The sequence below is a fragment of the Sphingomonas sp. LY29 genome (assembly GCF_035593985.1).
Classification (GTDB): Bacteria; Pseudomonadota; Alphaproteobacteria; order Sphingomonadales; family Sphingomonadaceae; genus Sphingomicrobium.
Genome location: NZ_CP141587.1, coordinates 84,237 through 96,544, shown reverse-complemented (window position 1 = coordinate 96,544; position 12,308 = coordinate 84,237). Strand labels below are relative to the sequence as shown.

Sequence of the window (12,308 nt, the reverse complement as noted above, 5' to 3'; positions counted from 1 at the left end):
ACGCATGACCAACCCGAACCGGCCACTGGCGGTATCGCTTGGCGATCCTGCCGGGGTCGGCCCGGAAGTCGTCGGCAAGTGCTGGGACCATCGCGACCGCTTTGGCCTCCCGCCGTTCGTCGCAATCGGCGACCCGCGCAGTCTTGCCGCCGTGTGGGACGGCCCGATCGCGACGATCGACGATCCATCCGAGGCCGATAGCGCGTTCGACGTCGGTCTGCCGATCCTCACTACCGCGTCGCTGGAACCGGACATTCCTGGTCGCCCCACCGGGCACGGTGCGCATTGCTCGCTCGATGCGCTCGAACTCGCGGTCGGCCTTGCGCGGTCGGGCTCCGCTTCAGCGGTGGTGACCGGCCCGGTGTCGAAGCAACAGCTCTACTCGATCGGCTTCAACCACCCCGGCCAGACCGAGTTCGTCGCCGAACGCTGCGGCATTTCGCCTGGAAACGTGGCAATGATGCTCGCCGGACCGAGCCTTCGCACCGTTCCGGTCACGACCCATATTCCCCTCGCGGCGGTAGCGGGATCGCTTAGCGCGAACCTGATTGAGGCGCGCGGGCGCGTGACCCTTCGCGGACTCCAGCGCAATTTCGGGATTGCCGAGCCAAGGCTCGCCGTCGCCGGCCTCAACCCGCATGCCGGCGAAGGCGGCGCGCTGGGCCGCGAGGAAATCGACCTGATCATGCCCGCGATCGAGGCACTTCGGGCCGAGGGCTGGCGAGTTACCGGCCCGCATTCGCCCGACACCATGTTCCACGGCGGGGCGCGCAGCCAGTATGACGCGGCCTTGTGCATGTATCATGACCAGGCGCTGATCCCGCTGAAGGCGCTGCATTTCGAAGACGGCGTCAACATCACGCTCGGCCTGCCGATCGTCCGCACCTCCCCCGATCACGGTACCGCCTTCGATATCGCCGGGCAGGACCGCGCCGACCCGCGCGCGATGGCCGCCGCGATCCGCATGGCCGCAGACGCGGCGCGCTACCGCATCCGCGCCGCGGCGTGAGCGAAGGATCCGAGCCCCTTCGCGACGTCATCGCGCGCCACGGCCTTAAGGCGACCAAGGCGCTCGGCCAGAATTTCATTCTCGACCGACAGTTGCTCGCGCGCATCGCGGCTATCCCCGGCTCGCTCGACGGACAGACGGTCTACGAAGTCGGACCCGGTCCCGGCGGCCTGACCAACGCCCTGCTCGACGCAGGCGCGAATGTCGTCGCGGTGGAGCGCGACCGGCGCTGCCTTCCCGCACTGGCCGAGCTCGAGGCCAGGCACCCCGGCAAGCTACGCGTCATTTCCGGCGACGCGCTCGCCATCGACGAACTGGCCGAGGTCGGCGACGGCGCGCACATCGTCGCCAATCTTCCCTACAATGTCGGCACCGCGCTGCTGCTTCGATGGCTGGGCGGTCCCTGGCCGCCGTGGTGGTCGTCGCTGACCCTGATGTTCCAGCGCGAGGTGGCGGAACGGATCGTCGCGAAGGCGGGAAGCGATGCTTACGGACGGCTCGCCGTCGCGGCCCAGTGGCGCTCGACCCCGCGCATCGCGATGGCGGTCCATCGCTCGTCGTTTGTCCCGCCGCCCAAGGTCGCGTCGGCGGTGGTCCACATCGTCCCGGCCACCGCGCCCGACGGCGTCGATGCGGCCGTGATCGAGAAAGTCACTGCGGCCGCCTTCGGACAGCGGCGCAAGATGCTTCGTTCGACGCTCAAGCCCGTCCCCGGCGCGCTCGACGCGCTTACCGACCTCGGCATCGACAGCGATCGGCGCGCGGAAACCCTCGCCGTCGCCGACTTCATCGCCCTCGCGAAAAAACTAAGTTAGTTGTTCTTGGTCCCGGTGGCCGGCTTGACCGCCGCCATCGCCGGCCCGCGAGAGATCGCCGTGCTCAACGCGGTCTTTTCGGGGCAACCCTGCGCGCACAGCTTCTCGAGCTTCGCCAGATTTTCACGCGCACGCGGAAGCGCGCCAAGCTCGACCATCGCTTCGCCCTGCACCTGCAAGGCGCTGCGATCGGTAGGCTCGAGCGACAACGCCTTGTTGGTCTGCTTGATCGCCTGACCGTACAGCTTCTGCTTTATCGCCACGCGCGCCATCGCAACGAAGGCGGCACGGTTCTTCGGATCGACCACCAGCGCGGTCTCGAAGGCATCGTCGGCTTCGACCAGCTTGCCCTGCAAATAAAGGCTCTCGCCCTGCTTCATCAGCGCGACCGATTGCGGCGCGATCTGGTCGTCGGGACGCTGCCCGTTGACGGCAACCGCCAAGGTCGAGGCGGCAAGGCCGAGGCAAAGGACAAGCGGGGTCACGCGCATGATCGTCTCCAAAGTCTCCGTCCGGCCTAGCACGGCCTTTGCAGGCACGCGACGAAAAAGCCGTCGGTGGCATCGTGGCCCGGGGTCAGCAATCGTCCGCCGCCCTGGTCCCGTCCGCCGTCGAAGCCAACCTTCTGCGCTTCCCAACCTGAATGCCGCCCTAAGAAGGCACCGACCTGCCCCGCCCCTTCGCGGGTCAGGATCGAGCAGGTGGCGTAGACGAGCCGACCGCCGGGGCGAACGAGGGGCGCGGCCAGATCGAGTAGGCGCGCCTGCAATTGGGTCAGGCGCTCGAGCCGGTCGGACGTCAGCCGCCAGCGTCCTTCGGGATTGCGTCGCCACGTTCCCGACCCGCTGCACGGCGCATCGACCAGCACCACGTCGCAGCGGTCCAGCAGCCCGGACAGTTGCTCGCGCTCACGGCCGGGATTGAGCAGGCGCGTTTTGATCGAGGCGCCCGCGCGCGATGCACGCGGTGCAAGCTGGGACAGTCTGGCGCGATTGGTGTCGCTGGCGAGGATGGTCGCGCCCGGCGCGGCGGCGGCAAGCGCCAGCGCCTTGCCTCCCGCCCCGGCACACAGGTCGAGGACTACCTCTCCGTCGACAACCGAGCAGGCGAGCGCGATTAACTGGCTGCCTTCATCCTGCACCTCGACCGCGCCCGTCTGAAAGGCAGGATGCTCGTCGATCCGAGTGCCCGCCGGAAGACGAAGCCCCCACGGGCTTAATGTCGTCGGTTCCGCGCCCTCGAACTGGCTCAGCACTTCTTCGCGCGTCGCCTTCGCCGCATTGACCCGCAGATCGAGCGGCGCGCGATCGAGCAACGCCGCTCGTTCGGTCGGATCGACCAACGGAGAGAGCTCGCCCTCGATCCACTGTGGGAGCAGAGTGGCGGTGGCCCCTTTCTCCTGCTCGCCGCGCGCTGGCGGACCATGCCCACTTCCATCGAAGGCAATTGCGATTGCGGGATGGTCGTCGGCGAGCCCAAGCATCGCCTGCCGTCCACTGGCCGGAATGTCCCCGGCCCGACGGATCGCCGAGAAGACCAGTTCGCGGACCGCGCGCCGATCCTTCGATCCGGCGTAGCGACGCGTCTTGAAATAGCGCTGCACGAGCGCGTCGGCGGGCGCTCCTTCCTCCCGAGCGGCGGCAATGACCTCGTCGAGGATCTCGATCGCGGCCTGAACGCGGGCGGGGGGTGTCATTCGGGCTTCCTAGCGCGTCGGATAATTGGGCGCCTCGCGCGTGATCGACACGTCGTGGACATGGCTCTCGCTCAGGCCCGCATTGGTGATCCGCACGAACTTGGCGCGACGCTGCAGCTGCTCGATCGTCTCTGACCCGGTGTAGCCCATCGCCGCCTTCACGCCGCCGACCAGTTGGTGGACGATGTCGCGCACCGGTCCCTTGAACGGCACCTGCCCCTCGATCCCTTCCGGAACGAGCTTCAATTGGTCGCGAATGTCCTGTTGGAAATACCGATCGGCCGAGCCGCGCGCCATCGCGCCGACGCTGCCCATTCCGCGATACGCCTTGTAGGCGCGCCCCTGGTACAGGAAGGTTTCGCCCGGCGCTTCCTCGGTGCCCGCCAACAGCGATCCCACCATCACCGTCGACGCACCGGCGGCGAGCGCCTTGGCGATATCGCCCGACGTCCGGATTCCGCCATCGGCGATGACCGGGACGCCTCGATCGCGCGCTGCGCCGGCCGCCGCCATGATCGCCGACAGTTGCGGCACCCCGACGCCGGCGACGATCCGCGTGGTGCAGATCGACCCCGGGCCGATCCCAACCTTGATCGCATCCGCGCCGGCATCGGCGAGCGCGCGAGCCGCGTCGGCGGTGGCGACGTTGCCCGCAACGACCTGGACCGAATTGGACAGCGCCTTCACCCGCTCGACCGCGCGCGCGACCTCGATGTTGTGTCCGTGCGCGGTGTCGATCACGACGCAGTCGACGCCGGCGTCGATCAGCGCGGCGCTGCGCTCGAAGCCGCTGTCGCCGACCGTGCTTGCCGCCGCGACACGAAGCCGCCCCTGCGCATCCTTGGTCGCGAGCGGGCTGGCGACCGCCTTCTCAATATCCTTGACGGTGATCAGCCCGACGCAGTGATGCGAATCGTCGACCACCAGCAACTTTTCGATCCGCCGCTGGTGGAGCAGCCGCCGCGCCTCTTCCTGCCCGGTGCCCAGCGGCACAGTCGCGAGATTTTCCGACGTCATCAGCTCTCGCACCGGCTGGTGCGGGTTTTCGGCGAAGCGGACGTCGCGGTTGGTCAGGATGCCGACCAATTTGCCCGACGCCTCGACCACCGGAATGCCGGAAATGCGGTTGCTCTTCATCAGCTCGAGCGCCTCGGCGAGCGTCTGCTCGGGCCGCATCGTGATCGGATTGACCACCATGCCGCTTTCGAACCGCTTGACCGCGCGCACCGCCGCCGCCTGCCCGGCAACGTCGAAGTTGCGGTGAAGCACCCCAATCCCGCCAAGCTGCGCCAGCGCGATCGCCATGTCGGTTTCGGTCACCGTGTCCATTGCCGAAGACAGCAACGGAATGTTGAGCGGGATTTCCCGGGTCAGGAAGGTGCGCGTGTCGGCACCGCTTGGAAGAGTGCTGGATTCGAGCGGCTGAAGCAGCACGTCGTCGAAGGTGAGACCCAGCGGAATGTCGTCGTGAAGATGGTCGGCCATGCGCGCCTTTGGCAGGACGCGGCCGATTCGCCAACCCCGCTAGCGCTCGATCCGGTCCAGGAGCCGCCGCGCCGCGTCGACGTGCATCGCCTCGACCATCTCGCCTTCGAACCGTTCGGCCCCGCCGCTCGCCGCCTCGACCAGTCGCCGGGCGCGGTCGATTTCCTCGGTCGATGGGGCGAACGCCGCATGGCACGGCGCGATCTGCGAGGGGTGGATCAGCGTCTTGCCGTCGAACCCAAGCGCCCGGCTCTCCGCCGCTTCGCGCGCAAACCCTTCGGCATCGTCAATCTTGTTATAGACCCCGTCGAACACCGGCACTCGCTCCGCTCGGGCCGCCAGCACCACCGACTGCAGCGCATAGGCCATCGCCGACCGCCCCGCCCCCGCCGGCTGATGCAGGTCGGCGGCAAGGTCGTTCGTCCCCACGATCACCGCCGCCGACTGCCGCGCGATCTCGCGCACGTCGAGCACCGCGCTCGCCGTCTCGATCATCGCCAGTGGGCGCCGGCTGATCACCGATGCCACGCCGTGCAGGTCCGCCACGCTGCGGATCGACGGGACCACGATCGGCAGTCCCGCCAGCCCCAGCACCGCCGCCAGGTCGCCGCCATGCCATTCGGTCCCGACCCCGTTGATGCGGATCGCCACCGGCATCGGCCAATCCCCGGCCACAGCCGAGACCGCCGCACTCCGCGCCGCCTCCTTGTCCCCGGGCTTCACCGCGTCTTCCAGGTCGAGGATCACCATATCCGCGTCGCTCGCCCGCGCCTTCGCGATCGCGCGCTCGTTGCTTGCGGGCAGGAACAGCACCGCCCGTCGGTCGAATAGCGAAGCCGTCATGCCGATTTTCCTTCCCGAGCGGCCAAAGCCGTTTCATCATGCTCCCAGAACTGGGGAGAGATCATGCTAGAGACATTCCTGACCGCCATCGTGGTCCTCGTGCTGCTGTTCGCCATCATGGGCGTCAAGATCGTGCATCAGGGGTATCGCTACACGATCGAGCATTTCGGCCGCTTCGTCCGCGTCGCCGAACCCGGCTTCAACTACGTCCCGCCCTTCTTCTATCGCGTCGGCCGCAAGATCAACATGATGGAGCAGGTCCTCGACATTCCGGGCCAGGAAATCATCACCAAGGACAATGCCATGGTCGCGGTCGACGGCGTGGTGTTCTTCCAGGTGCTCGACGCCGCCAAGGCCGCCTATGAAGTCAGCGACCTCTACCCCTCGCTGCTCGCGCTTTCGACCACCAACCTGCGCACCGTGATGGGCTCGATGGACCTCGACGAAACGCTGTCGAAGCGCGACGAGATCAACGCGCGCCTCCTCGCGGTGGTCGATCATGCGACCGAAAGCTGGGGCGTTAAGATCACCCGCGTCGAGTTGAAGGACATTCGCCCACCCGCCGACATCGTCAACGCGATGACCCGCCAGATGAAGGCCGAGCGCGAGAAGCGCGCCGCCATTCTCGAATCCGAAGGCATGCGCGCGTCCGAGATTCTTCGGGCCGAGGGCGAAAAGGCCGCGCGCATCCTTCAGGCCGAGGGGCAGAAGGAAGCCGCCTTCCGCGACGCCGAGGCCCGCGAGCGCGCCGCCGAGGCGGAGGCCAATGCAACTAAGTCGGTCAGCGACGCCATCGCCGGCGGATCGAGCCAGGCCATCAATTACTTCATCGCACAAAAGTATGTCGAAGCGCTCGGCAAGTTCGCCACCTCCCCCAACGCCAAGACGATCCTCTTCCCGGTCGAGGCGACCCAGCTGATGGGTACGCTCGGCGGCATCGGTGAACTTTCGCGCGAAGTGTTCGGCAAGGACGCGACGGCCACGCCGCAGGTCCGACAGGCGCCGTCGGTGCCCAAGATCGAACGGAACGACGGCTGATGTTCGACAATCTCGACGCGGGCTGGATCTGGGCGATCGCGGGCGTCGTCCTGCTGATCGCCGAGCTGCTCGCCCCCGGCTTCTTCCTGTTCTTCATCGGCGTCGCCGCCATCGCCACCGGCGCCTTCACGCTGATGTTCGATCTCGGCACCGCGCCGCAGCTGGTGCTGTTCGCGATCTACACCGGCCTCGCGCTGCTGATCGGCAAGCGATATTATGCGCAGCCCGACACCGCCGACCAGAACGTCCACCTCAACGAACCCGGCAAGCGCCTGATTGGCCGCTCGGTCATCGTCGTCGATCCGGTCGACCAGCATGGCGGCCGGGTCCGCGTCGGCGACAGCGAATGGACCGCGCGCGGCGGCCCTGCCGCAGCGGGCGAGCGAGTCACCATCACCGGGGTCGACGGCAATTGCCTGACCGTCGAGCCGATGCCCGCGCTTCCCAGCGAATAGACCCAACGAACAGTATCGGGAGAGTGTAGTTGACCCACGATCTTTCGCGCCGCCAGACGCTCGGCGTCCTTTCCGCGGGCGTCGCCGCCGCCACCCTGCCCGGCTGCGCCTCGCTTGCCGGCCCGCGCCGCCTGTCGAGCGAGCCCGAAGTCACCGCGCTGCTCGATTCCTTCGGCGAGAATTTGCTCCAGCTGATGCCCGAAAGCGCGACCACCCTCGGCCTCGACACCGGCCCCCGCGCCGGCCTTCGCTACCGCCTCTCCGACCGCAGCCGCGCCGGCCAGGACCGCATCGCCGCCGTCCTTCGCAGCGACCTCGCGCGCGCCTTGGCCGTCGACACCAGCCGCCTCACTCATTCGACGCGCACCAGCGTCGAGGTCGTCCGCTCCGCCTATCGCACCGCGCTCGACGGCTTCGCGCAGCCCTACGGCGACGTCGCGGTCGGGGGCTGGCGCAACACGCCCTACGTCGTCATCCAGAACGTCGGCGCCTATCTCGACGTGCCGCGTTTCCTCGACAGCGACCATCCCGTCCGCAACGCCGCCGACGCCGACGCCTATCTCGCCCGCCTCGAAGGCATGGCCGCGCAGCTGGACGGCGAGCTTGGCCGAATGCAGTCCGCCGCCGCGCGCGGGCTGATCCCGCCCGCCTTCCTGATCGACAAGGCGCTTCCGCAGATGACCGCCAGCGCCGCCTCGGCCCGGGCGGGCGGCGGCCTCGTCGAAAGCATCGAGCGCCGCGCCAAGGTGTTCCCCGGCGACTACGCCCGCCACGCCCGCGCCATCGCCCGCGACAAGGTCGCCCCCGCGATCGACCGCCAGATCGCAGAGATGCGGCTCCAGCGCCGCCGCGCCACCAACGACGCCGGCATGTGGGCGCGGCCCGGCGGCGAAGCCTATTACGCCTGGGCGCTGCGTGCCTCGACCACCACCACCATGTCGCCCGACGAAGTCCACCGCATGGGCCTTGAGCAGGTGCAGGAGCTGCATGGCCGGATGGAGCCGATCCTCGCCTCGCTCGGCTACACCAAGGGCTCGGTCGGCGCGCGCATGACCGCGCTTTCGAACGACCCGCGCTACAAGTTCGCCCCCGGCGACAAGGGCCGCGCCGAGATCATGGCCTTCATTGAGGAACGCTTACGCATCATCCGCGCCCAGCTTCCCCGCGGCTTCCGCACGCTCGTGCGCGGCAACCTCGAGGTTCGCCGCCTTCCTCCGGAGGAAGAGCCCGGCGCGCCCGGCGCCTATGGCGGCGCCGGCTCGATCGACGGCTCGATCCCCGGCAAGTTCTGGATCAACCTTCGCACCACCGACCTGCACCGCAAGTACGACCTGCCCGACCTCGCCCATCACGAGGCAATCCCGGGCCACGTCTGGCAGGGCGAATATAGCAACCAGCTTCCGACCATCCGCGCGATGCTGGCGTTCAATGCCTATTCCGAAGGCTGGGCGCTCTATGCCGAGCAATTGGCCGACGAGCTTGGCGTTTATGACGACTTCGTTGTCGGCCGCCTCGGCTATCTGCAGAGTCTCGCCTTCCGCGCGTGCCGCCTCGTCGTCGACACCGGCCTCCACGTCAAGCGCTGGACCCGCGAGCAGGGCGTCCGTTACTTCGTCGAGACCAACGGCTCGAAGCCCGAGGAAGTCGCCAGCGAAGTCGACCGCTATTGCAGCTGGGCCGGCCAGGCCTGCGGCTACAAGGTCGGCCACAGCGAAATCGTCCGCCAACGCGGCCTCGCACAGGCCGCGCTAGGCCCCCGCTACGACCGCCGCGACTTCAACGACGCGGTGGTTAAGGGCGGCAACGTGCCCATGGACGTGCTCGCGAAAAACGTCGCCGATTACGTCGCGAGCAGCCGGGGGTGATGGGGAAGCGGAATGTCCGCTTTCGACCCATTGCGGACATCAGGTTTCTGAGGAGGCGGCCCGTTCAACATGGGTTGCCAGTTCACCGACGCTAATGTCCCGGGCGACCGGATGCGTCCAGAAAAACCACCATCGGCGCACCGGCTGCTCCGCTTCAAAAATAGGCCGCAAATCTATCCGATATGTTCGTTCTAAATCCTCGCAGAGGTCGACGAAGTCATCCGGGTCTATTTGAAGATCGCGGTCCAAATAGCAGTCCCAGATGTTTGCAATTTTGGAACCGGAGAATACGCGAACGCGGTCAACTACGGATCGTTGAACGTCACTGATTGCGGGATTCGCCATGCGTCCTGCTACAGCAGGAATGTCCGTTTTCCACCCATTCCGGTCATTAGCGCACCGTCAAATGCAGACGCGATTAGTCCCGGCAGCGCGCAAGGAAACCGGAGAACTGCGCCCGGGTGTCTTCATCAATTTCGTTTGCGGCCGTAAATCCCGTCGTGAAAAGCGACAGCATGCTCGCCTTTTCCAACCCCTTCAGCGCTTTGTCATTCTTTGCCATGCGCAGTGTCAGATCCCAGCCCTTTGCAGGATTGGGCTTGTATTAGGCGGGAAGGAATTGCGGGTTGCCCTTGCCGGTATACAGAGCCATCATCGCCGCGCCGTCGGGCATGTCAGAACCCGGCACGTCGCCGACCTTACCCTTACGACGAATGTCGATAAGGTCTGTGGCGCCGGTGTAAGTGATGGCCACCGCGTCTGGCGCGCATTCGAAGATATACGACCTCTCCGGATCGATCGCTAAGGTCATGGTCTCGCCGTGGCCATTCCCCGCGCCAACAAGCTTCCAGCCTTCAGCAAGCGTGGGCGTGGAGATAAGCAAAAGCGACAAGAACGCAGAACTACGCAATAGCATGACCATCCCCCGATTGTGACAAGTTGGAGGCTAGCGAGGCTGGAGACTTCTTTCCCCCATTGCTCACACCAACTCGTCGCCATTGCACCCGGTCGGTTCCCGTGTGACGGTCTGCCATGGGATATCGCAAAGCCGACGTCGTGCAGAGCCGGACGCGCAAGACCGTCGTCCGCTTGGGCTGGGCGTCGTTCGTCGCGCTGCTCGCGTGGGGGTTCTGGCGCGATTATCAGCGTAACAGCGACGGCCTTGCGGTGCCGATTGTCATCGGCATGGGCCTCGCCGCGCTCGTCTTTCTCGCTGTCCTGATCAGGAATCGCCGCGCCGACCGGCACGACAAGTAACGCTGTCCTACACGTCGGCATTCGTGCGACGCTTCGGCGGTTTCAGCGTCGCCGACAGGGTCCGACCGCCGCCCGATCCTTAAGTTCGCATATCGGGCCCGAAAAAGCGCCTCACTCCACGAACTTTGCGAACTTAAGGACTTCCGGAGCGCGACGTCGCCGCGCTCCGGACAATCGATTAAGCCGCCGCGGCGACCTTCGGGCCGGCCTGGCGAACGCCCTCTTCGACATGCGCGTCGAATTCGGCGAAATTATCGACGAACAGGTCGACCAGTTTCGCCGCGGTGGCGTCATATTCGGCCTTGTCGGCCCAGGTCGAACGCGGGTCGAGGATGTCCGAATCCACACCCGGCACCGCGACCGGAACTTCGAAGCCGAAGTTCGGATCCTTGCGGAACTCGGCCTTGTTCAGGCTGCCGTCCAACGCCGCGTTGAGCAGTGCGCGCGTCGCCTTGATCGGCATGCGCTTACCGACGCCATATTTGCCGCCGGTCCAGCCGGTGTTGACCAGCCAGCACTGCGCCCCGCCGTCGGCGATGCGCTTCTTGAGCAGGTTGCCGTAGACGCTTGGCGGACGCGGCATGAAGGCGGCGCCGAAGCAGGTCGAGAAGGTGGCGGTCGGCTCGGTCACGCCGATCTCGGTGCCCGCGACCTTCGCGGTGTAGCCGGACAGGAAGTGATACATCGCCTGGTCCGGGGTCAGTCGCGAGATCGGCGGCAACACGCCGAACGCGTCCGCGGTCAGGAAGATGATCGTCGACGGCGGCGGCCCGAGATTCTCGGCGCTCGTGTTCGGGATGAATTCGATCGGATAGGCGCCGCGGGTATTCTCGGTCTTGCTCGCGTCGGTGAAGTCCAGATCGCGGGTTTCCTCGTCCATCGCCACGTTCTCGAGGATCGTGCCGAACATCTTGGTCGTCGCGTAAATCTCCGGCTCGCCCTCGGCCGACAGGTTGATCATCTTGGCATAGCAGCCGCCTTCGAAATTGAAGACCGCCGTGTCCGACCAGCCATGCTCGTCGTCGCCAATCAGCGTGCGGCTGGCGTCGGCCGACAGCGTCGTCTTGCCGGTGCCTGACAGGCCGAAGAAGATGGCACTCTTGCCGTCGGCCCCGATGTTGGCGCTGCAATGCATCGGCATCACGCCCTGCGCGGGGAGCAGGAAGTTCAGCAGGCCGAACACTCCCTTCTTCATCTCGCCCGAATATTCGGTGTTGCCGATCAGGATCATCTTCTCGGTGAAGTTGACCGCGATCACCGTGTCGCTGCGGCAGCCGTGGCGCGCGGGATCGGCCTTGAAGCTCGGCAGGTTGATGATCGTGTATTCGGGCACATAGTCGGCCAGCTCGCTCGCATCCGGGCGGACCAGCAGCGTGCGGACGAACAGATTATGCCACGCCATCTGGTTGATGACGCGAACGTTGACGCGATATTCCGGCTGGCTACCGCCATAGAGGTCGGCGACGAACAGTTCGTCCTGACCCTTCAGCGCGGTCATGAAATCGGCCTTCAGGTTCGCCCAATGCTCGGGGCTCATTTCCTGGTTGATCGGGCCCCAATTGATGGTGTCCTCGGTCGTCGCGTCGCGGACGACGAACTTGTCCTTGACGCTGCGGCCGGTGAACTTGCCGGTGTCGACCAGCAGCGCGCCGTCCTTGGTGAGATGGCCTTCACCGCGCGAAACCGCCTGTTCGACCAGCGGGGCCGTCGTCAGGTTCCAGTGGACCTTCGCCCCGGTTTCGATTCCCTGTGCGTCCAGCAAGAAGCCGGGGGTACGGTCGGTCACGCAGATTCTCCCAGATATTCAACGGCGTCGCTCAAGGACGGCACGTTTTCGCATACGTA

The 12,308-nt window shown here is 66.4% G+C and carries 14 protein-coding genes; 6 read left to right on the top strand and 8 right to left on the bottom strand.

The annotated features are described in order from the left end of the window. Positions 1-4: 4 nt before the first annotated feature. Both pdxA and rsmA read left to right on the top strand, forming a co-directional pair. Entirely contained in the window at positions 5-1,009 is a 1,005-nt protein-coding gene (gene pdxA / locus SH584_RS00550) for a 4-hydroxythreonine-4-phosphate dehydrogenase PdxA (protein WP_324807729.1), read from the top strand. Next, positions 1,006-1,824 carry a 16S rRNA (adenine(1518)-N(6)/adenine(1519)-N(6))-dimethyltransferase RsmA gene (rsmA, locus tag SH584_RS00545; RefSeq protein ID WP_324807727.1) on the top strand — a complete coding sequence of 273 codons (819 nt, stop codon included), beginning with the start codon at positions 1,006-1,008 and terminating at the stop codon, positions 1,822-1,824. The genes pdxA and rsmA overlap by 4 nt, the downstream gene beginning before the upstream one ends. Here rsmA and SH584_RS00540 read toward each other — a convergent pair. Genes SH584_RS00540 through SH584_RS00525 form a run of 4 tightly spaced genes read right to left on the bottom strand, consistent with a single transcriptional unit; the run spans position 1,821 to position 5,848 of the window. Then, positions 1,821-2,315, bottom strand: coding sequence for a tetratricopeptide repeat protein (locus SH584_RS00540; protein ID WP_324807725.1), 495 nt, complete (start codon positions 2,313-2,315; stop codon positions 1,821-1,823). The two genes, rsmA and SH584_RS00540, sit on opposite strands and share 4 nt — an antisense overlap. 26 nt (positions 2,316-2,341) lie before the next feature. Then, the gene (locus SH584_RS00535) at positions 2,342-3,520 is read right to left on the bottom strand and encodes an RsmB/NOP family class I SAM-dependent RNA methyltransferase (RefSeq protein ID WP_324807723.1); all 1,179 of its coding nucleotides are present in this window, start codon (positions 3,518-3,520) and stop codon (positions 2,342-2,344) included. Positions 3,521-3,529: 9 nt separating this feature from the next. Beyond that, positions 3,530-5,005 (bottom strand): IMP dehydrogenase, encoded by a 1,476-nt coding sequence (gene guaB / locus SH584_RS00530; RefSeq protein WP_324807721.1) that lies wholly within the window; start codon positions 5,003-5,005, stop codon positions 3,530-3,532. Positions 5,006-5,044: 39 nt separating this feature from the next. After that, positions 5,045-5,848 (bottom strand): HpcH/HpaI aldolase/citrate lyase family protein, encoded by an 804-nt coding sequence (locus tag SH584_RS00525; protein WP_324807719.1) that lies wholly within the window; start codon positions 5,846-5,848, stop codon positions 5,045-5,047. Between the two features lie 63 nt (positions 5,849-5,911). Between SH584_RS00525 and SH584_RS00520 the strand changes: the two genes are divergently transcribed. The 3 genes from SH584_RS00520 to SH584_RS00510 are packed head-to-tail and all read left to right on the top strand — an operon-like array spanning position 5,912 to position 9,206. Next, the gene (locus SH584_RS00520; protein ID WP_322840719.1) at positions 5,912-6,886 is read left to right on the top strand and encodes an SPFH domain-containing protein; all 975 of its coding nucleotides are present in this window, start codon (positions 5,912-5,914) and stop codon (positions 6,884-6,886) included. Next, positions 6,886-7,341 carry an NfeD family protein gene (locus SH584_RS00515; RefSeq protein ID WP_324807716.1) on the top strand — a complete coding sequence of 152 codons (456 nt, stop codon included), beginning with the start codon at positions 6,886-6,888 and terminating at the stop codon, positions 7,339-7,341. Before SH584_RS00520 ends, SH584_RS00515 begins: the two co-directional genes overlap by 1 nt. 29 nt (positions 7,342-7,370) lie before the next feature. After that, on the top strand, positions 7,371-9,206 hold the full coding sequence (locus SH584_RS00510; RefSeq protein WP_324807714.1) for a DUF885 domain-containing protein: 1,836 nt from the start codon (positions 7,371-7,373) through the stop codon (positions 9,204-9,206). A 39-nt stretch (positions 9,207-9,245) separates the two neighbouring features. Here SH584_RS00510 and SH584_RS00505 read toward each other — a convergent pair whose 3' ends face one another. The 3 genes from SH584_RS00505 to SH584_RS00495 all read right to left on the bottom strand — a co-directional run bounded on the left by SH584_RS00505 (position 9,246) and on the right by SH584_RS00495 (position 10,122). After that, positions 9,246-9,551: a hypothetical protein gene (locus tag SH584_RS00505; protein WP_324807712.1), complete on the bottom strand. Its 306-nt coding sequence runs from the start codon at positions 9,549-9,551 to the stop codon at positions 9,246-9,248. 73 nt (positions 9,552-9,624) lie between these two features. Continuing rightward, positions 9,625-9,768 carry a hypothetical protein gene (locus SH584_RS00500; RefSeq protein ID WP_324807710.1) on the bottom strand — a complete coding sequence of 48 codons (144 nt, stop codon included), beginning with the start codon at positions 9,766-9,768 and terminating at the stop codon, positions 9,625-9,627. A gap of 42 nt (positions 9,769-9,810) precedes the next feature. Continuing rightward, positions 9,811-10,122 carry a hypothetical protein gene (locus SH584_RS00495; protein ID WP_324807708.1) on the bottom strand — a complete coding sequence of 104 codons (312 nt, stop codon included), beginning with the start codon at positions 10,120-10,122 and terminating at the stop codon, positions 9,811-9,813. 116 nt (positions 10,123-10,238) lie between these two features. Here SH584_RS00495 and SH584_RS00490 point away from each other — a divergent pair, with 116 nt between their 5' ends. Further along, complete coding sequence (locus SH584_RS00490; RefSeq protein WP_324807706.1) at positions 10,239-10,463, top strand: hypothetical protein; 225 nt, start codon at positions 10,239-10,241, stop codon at positions 10,461-10,463. Positions 10,464-10,641: 178 nt separating this feature from the next. Here the strand turns inward: SH584_RS00490 and SH584_RS00485 are convergent, their stop codons facing one another. Beyond that, on the bottom strand, positions 10,642-12,249 hold the full coding sequence (locus SH584_RS00485; protein WP_324807704.1) for a phosphoenolpyruvate carboxykinase: 1,608 nt from the start codon (positions 12,247-12,249) through the stop codon (positions 10,642-10,644). Positions 12,250-12,308: the final 59 nt, after the last annotated feature.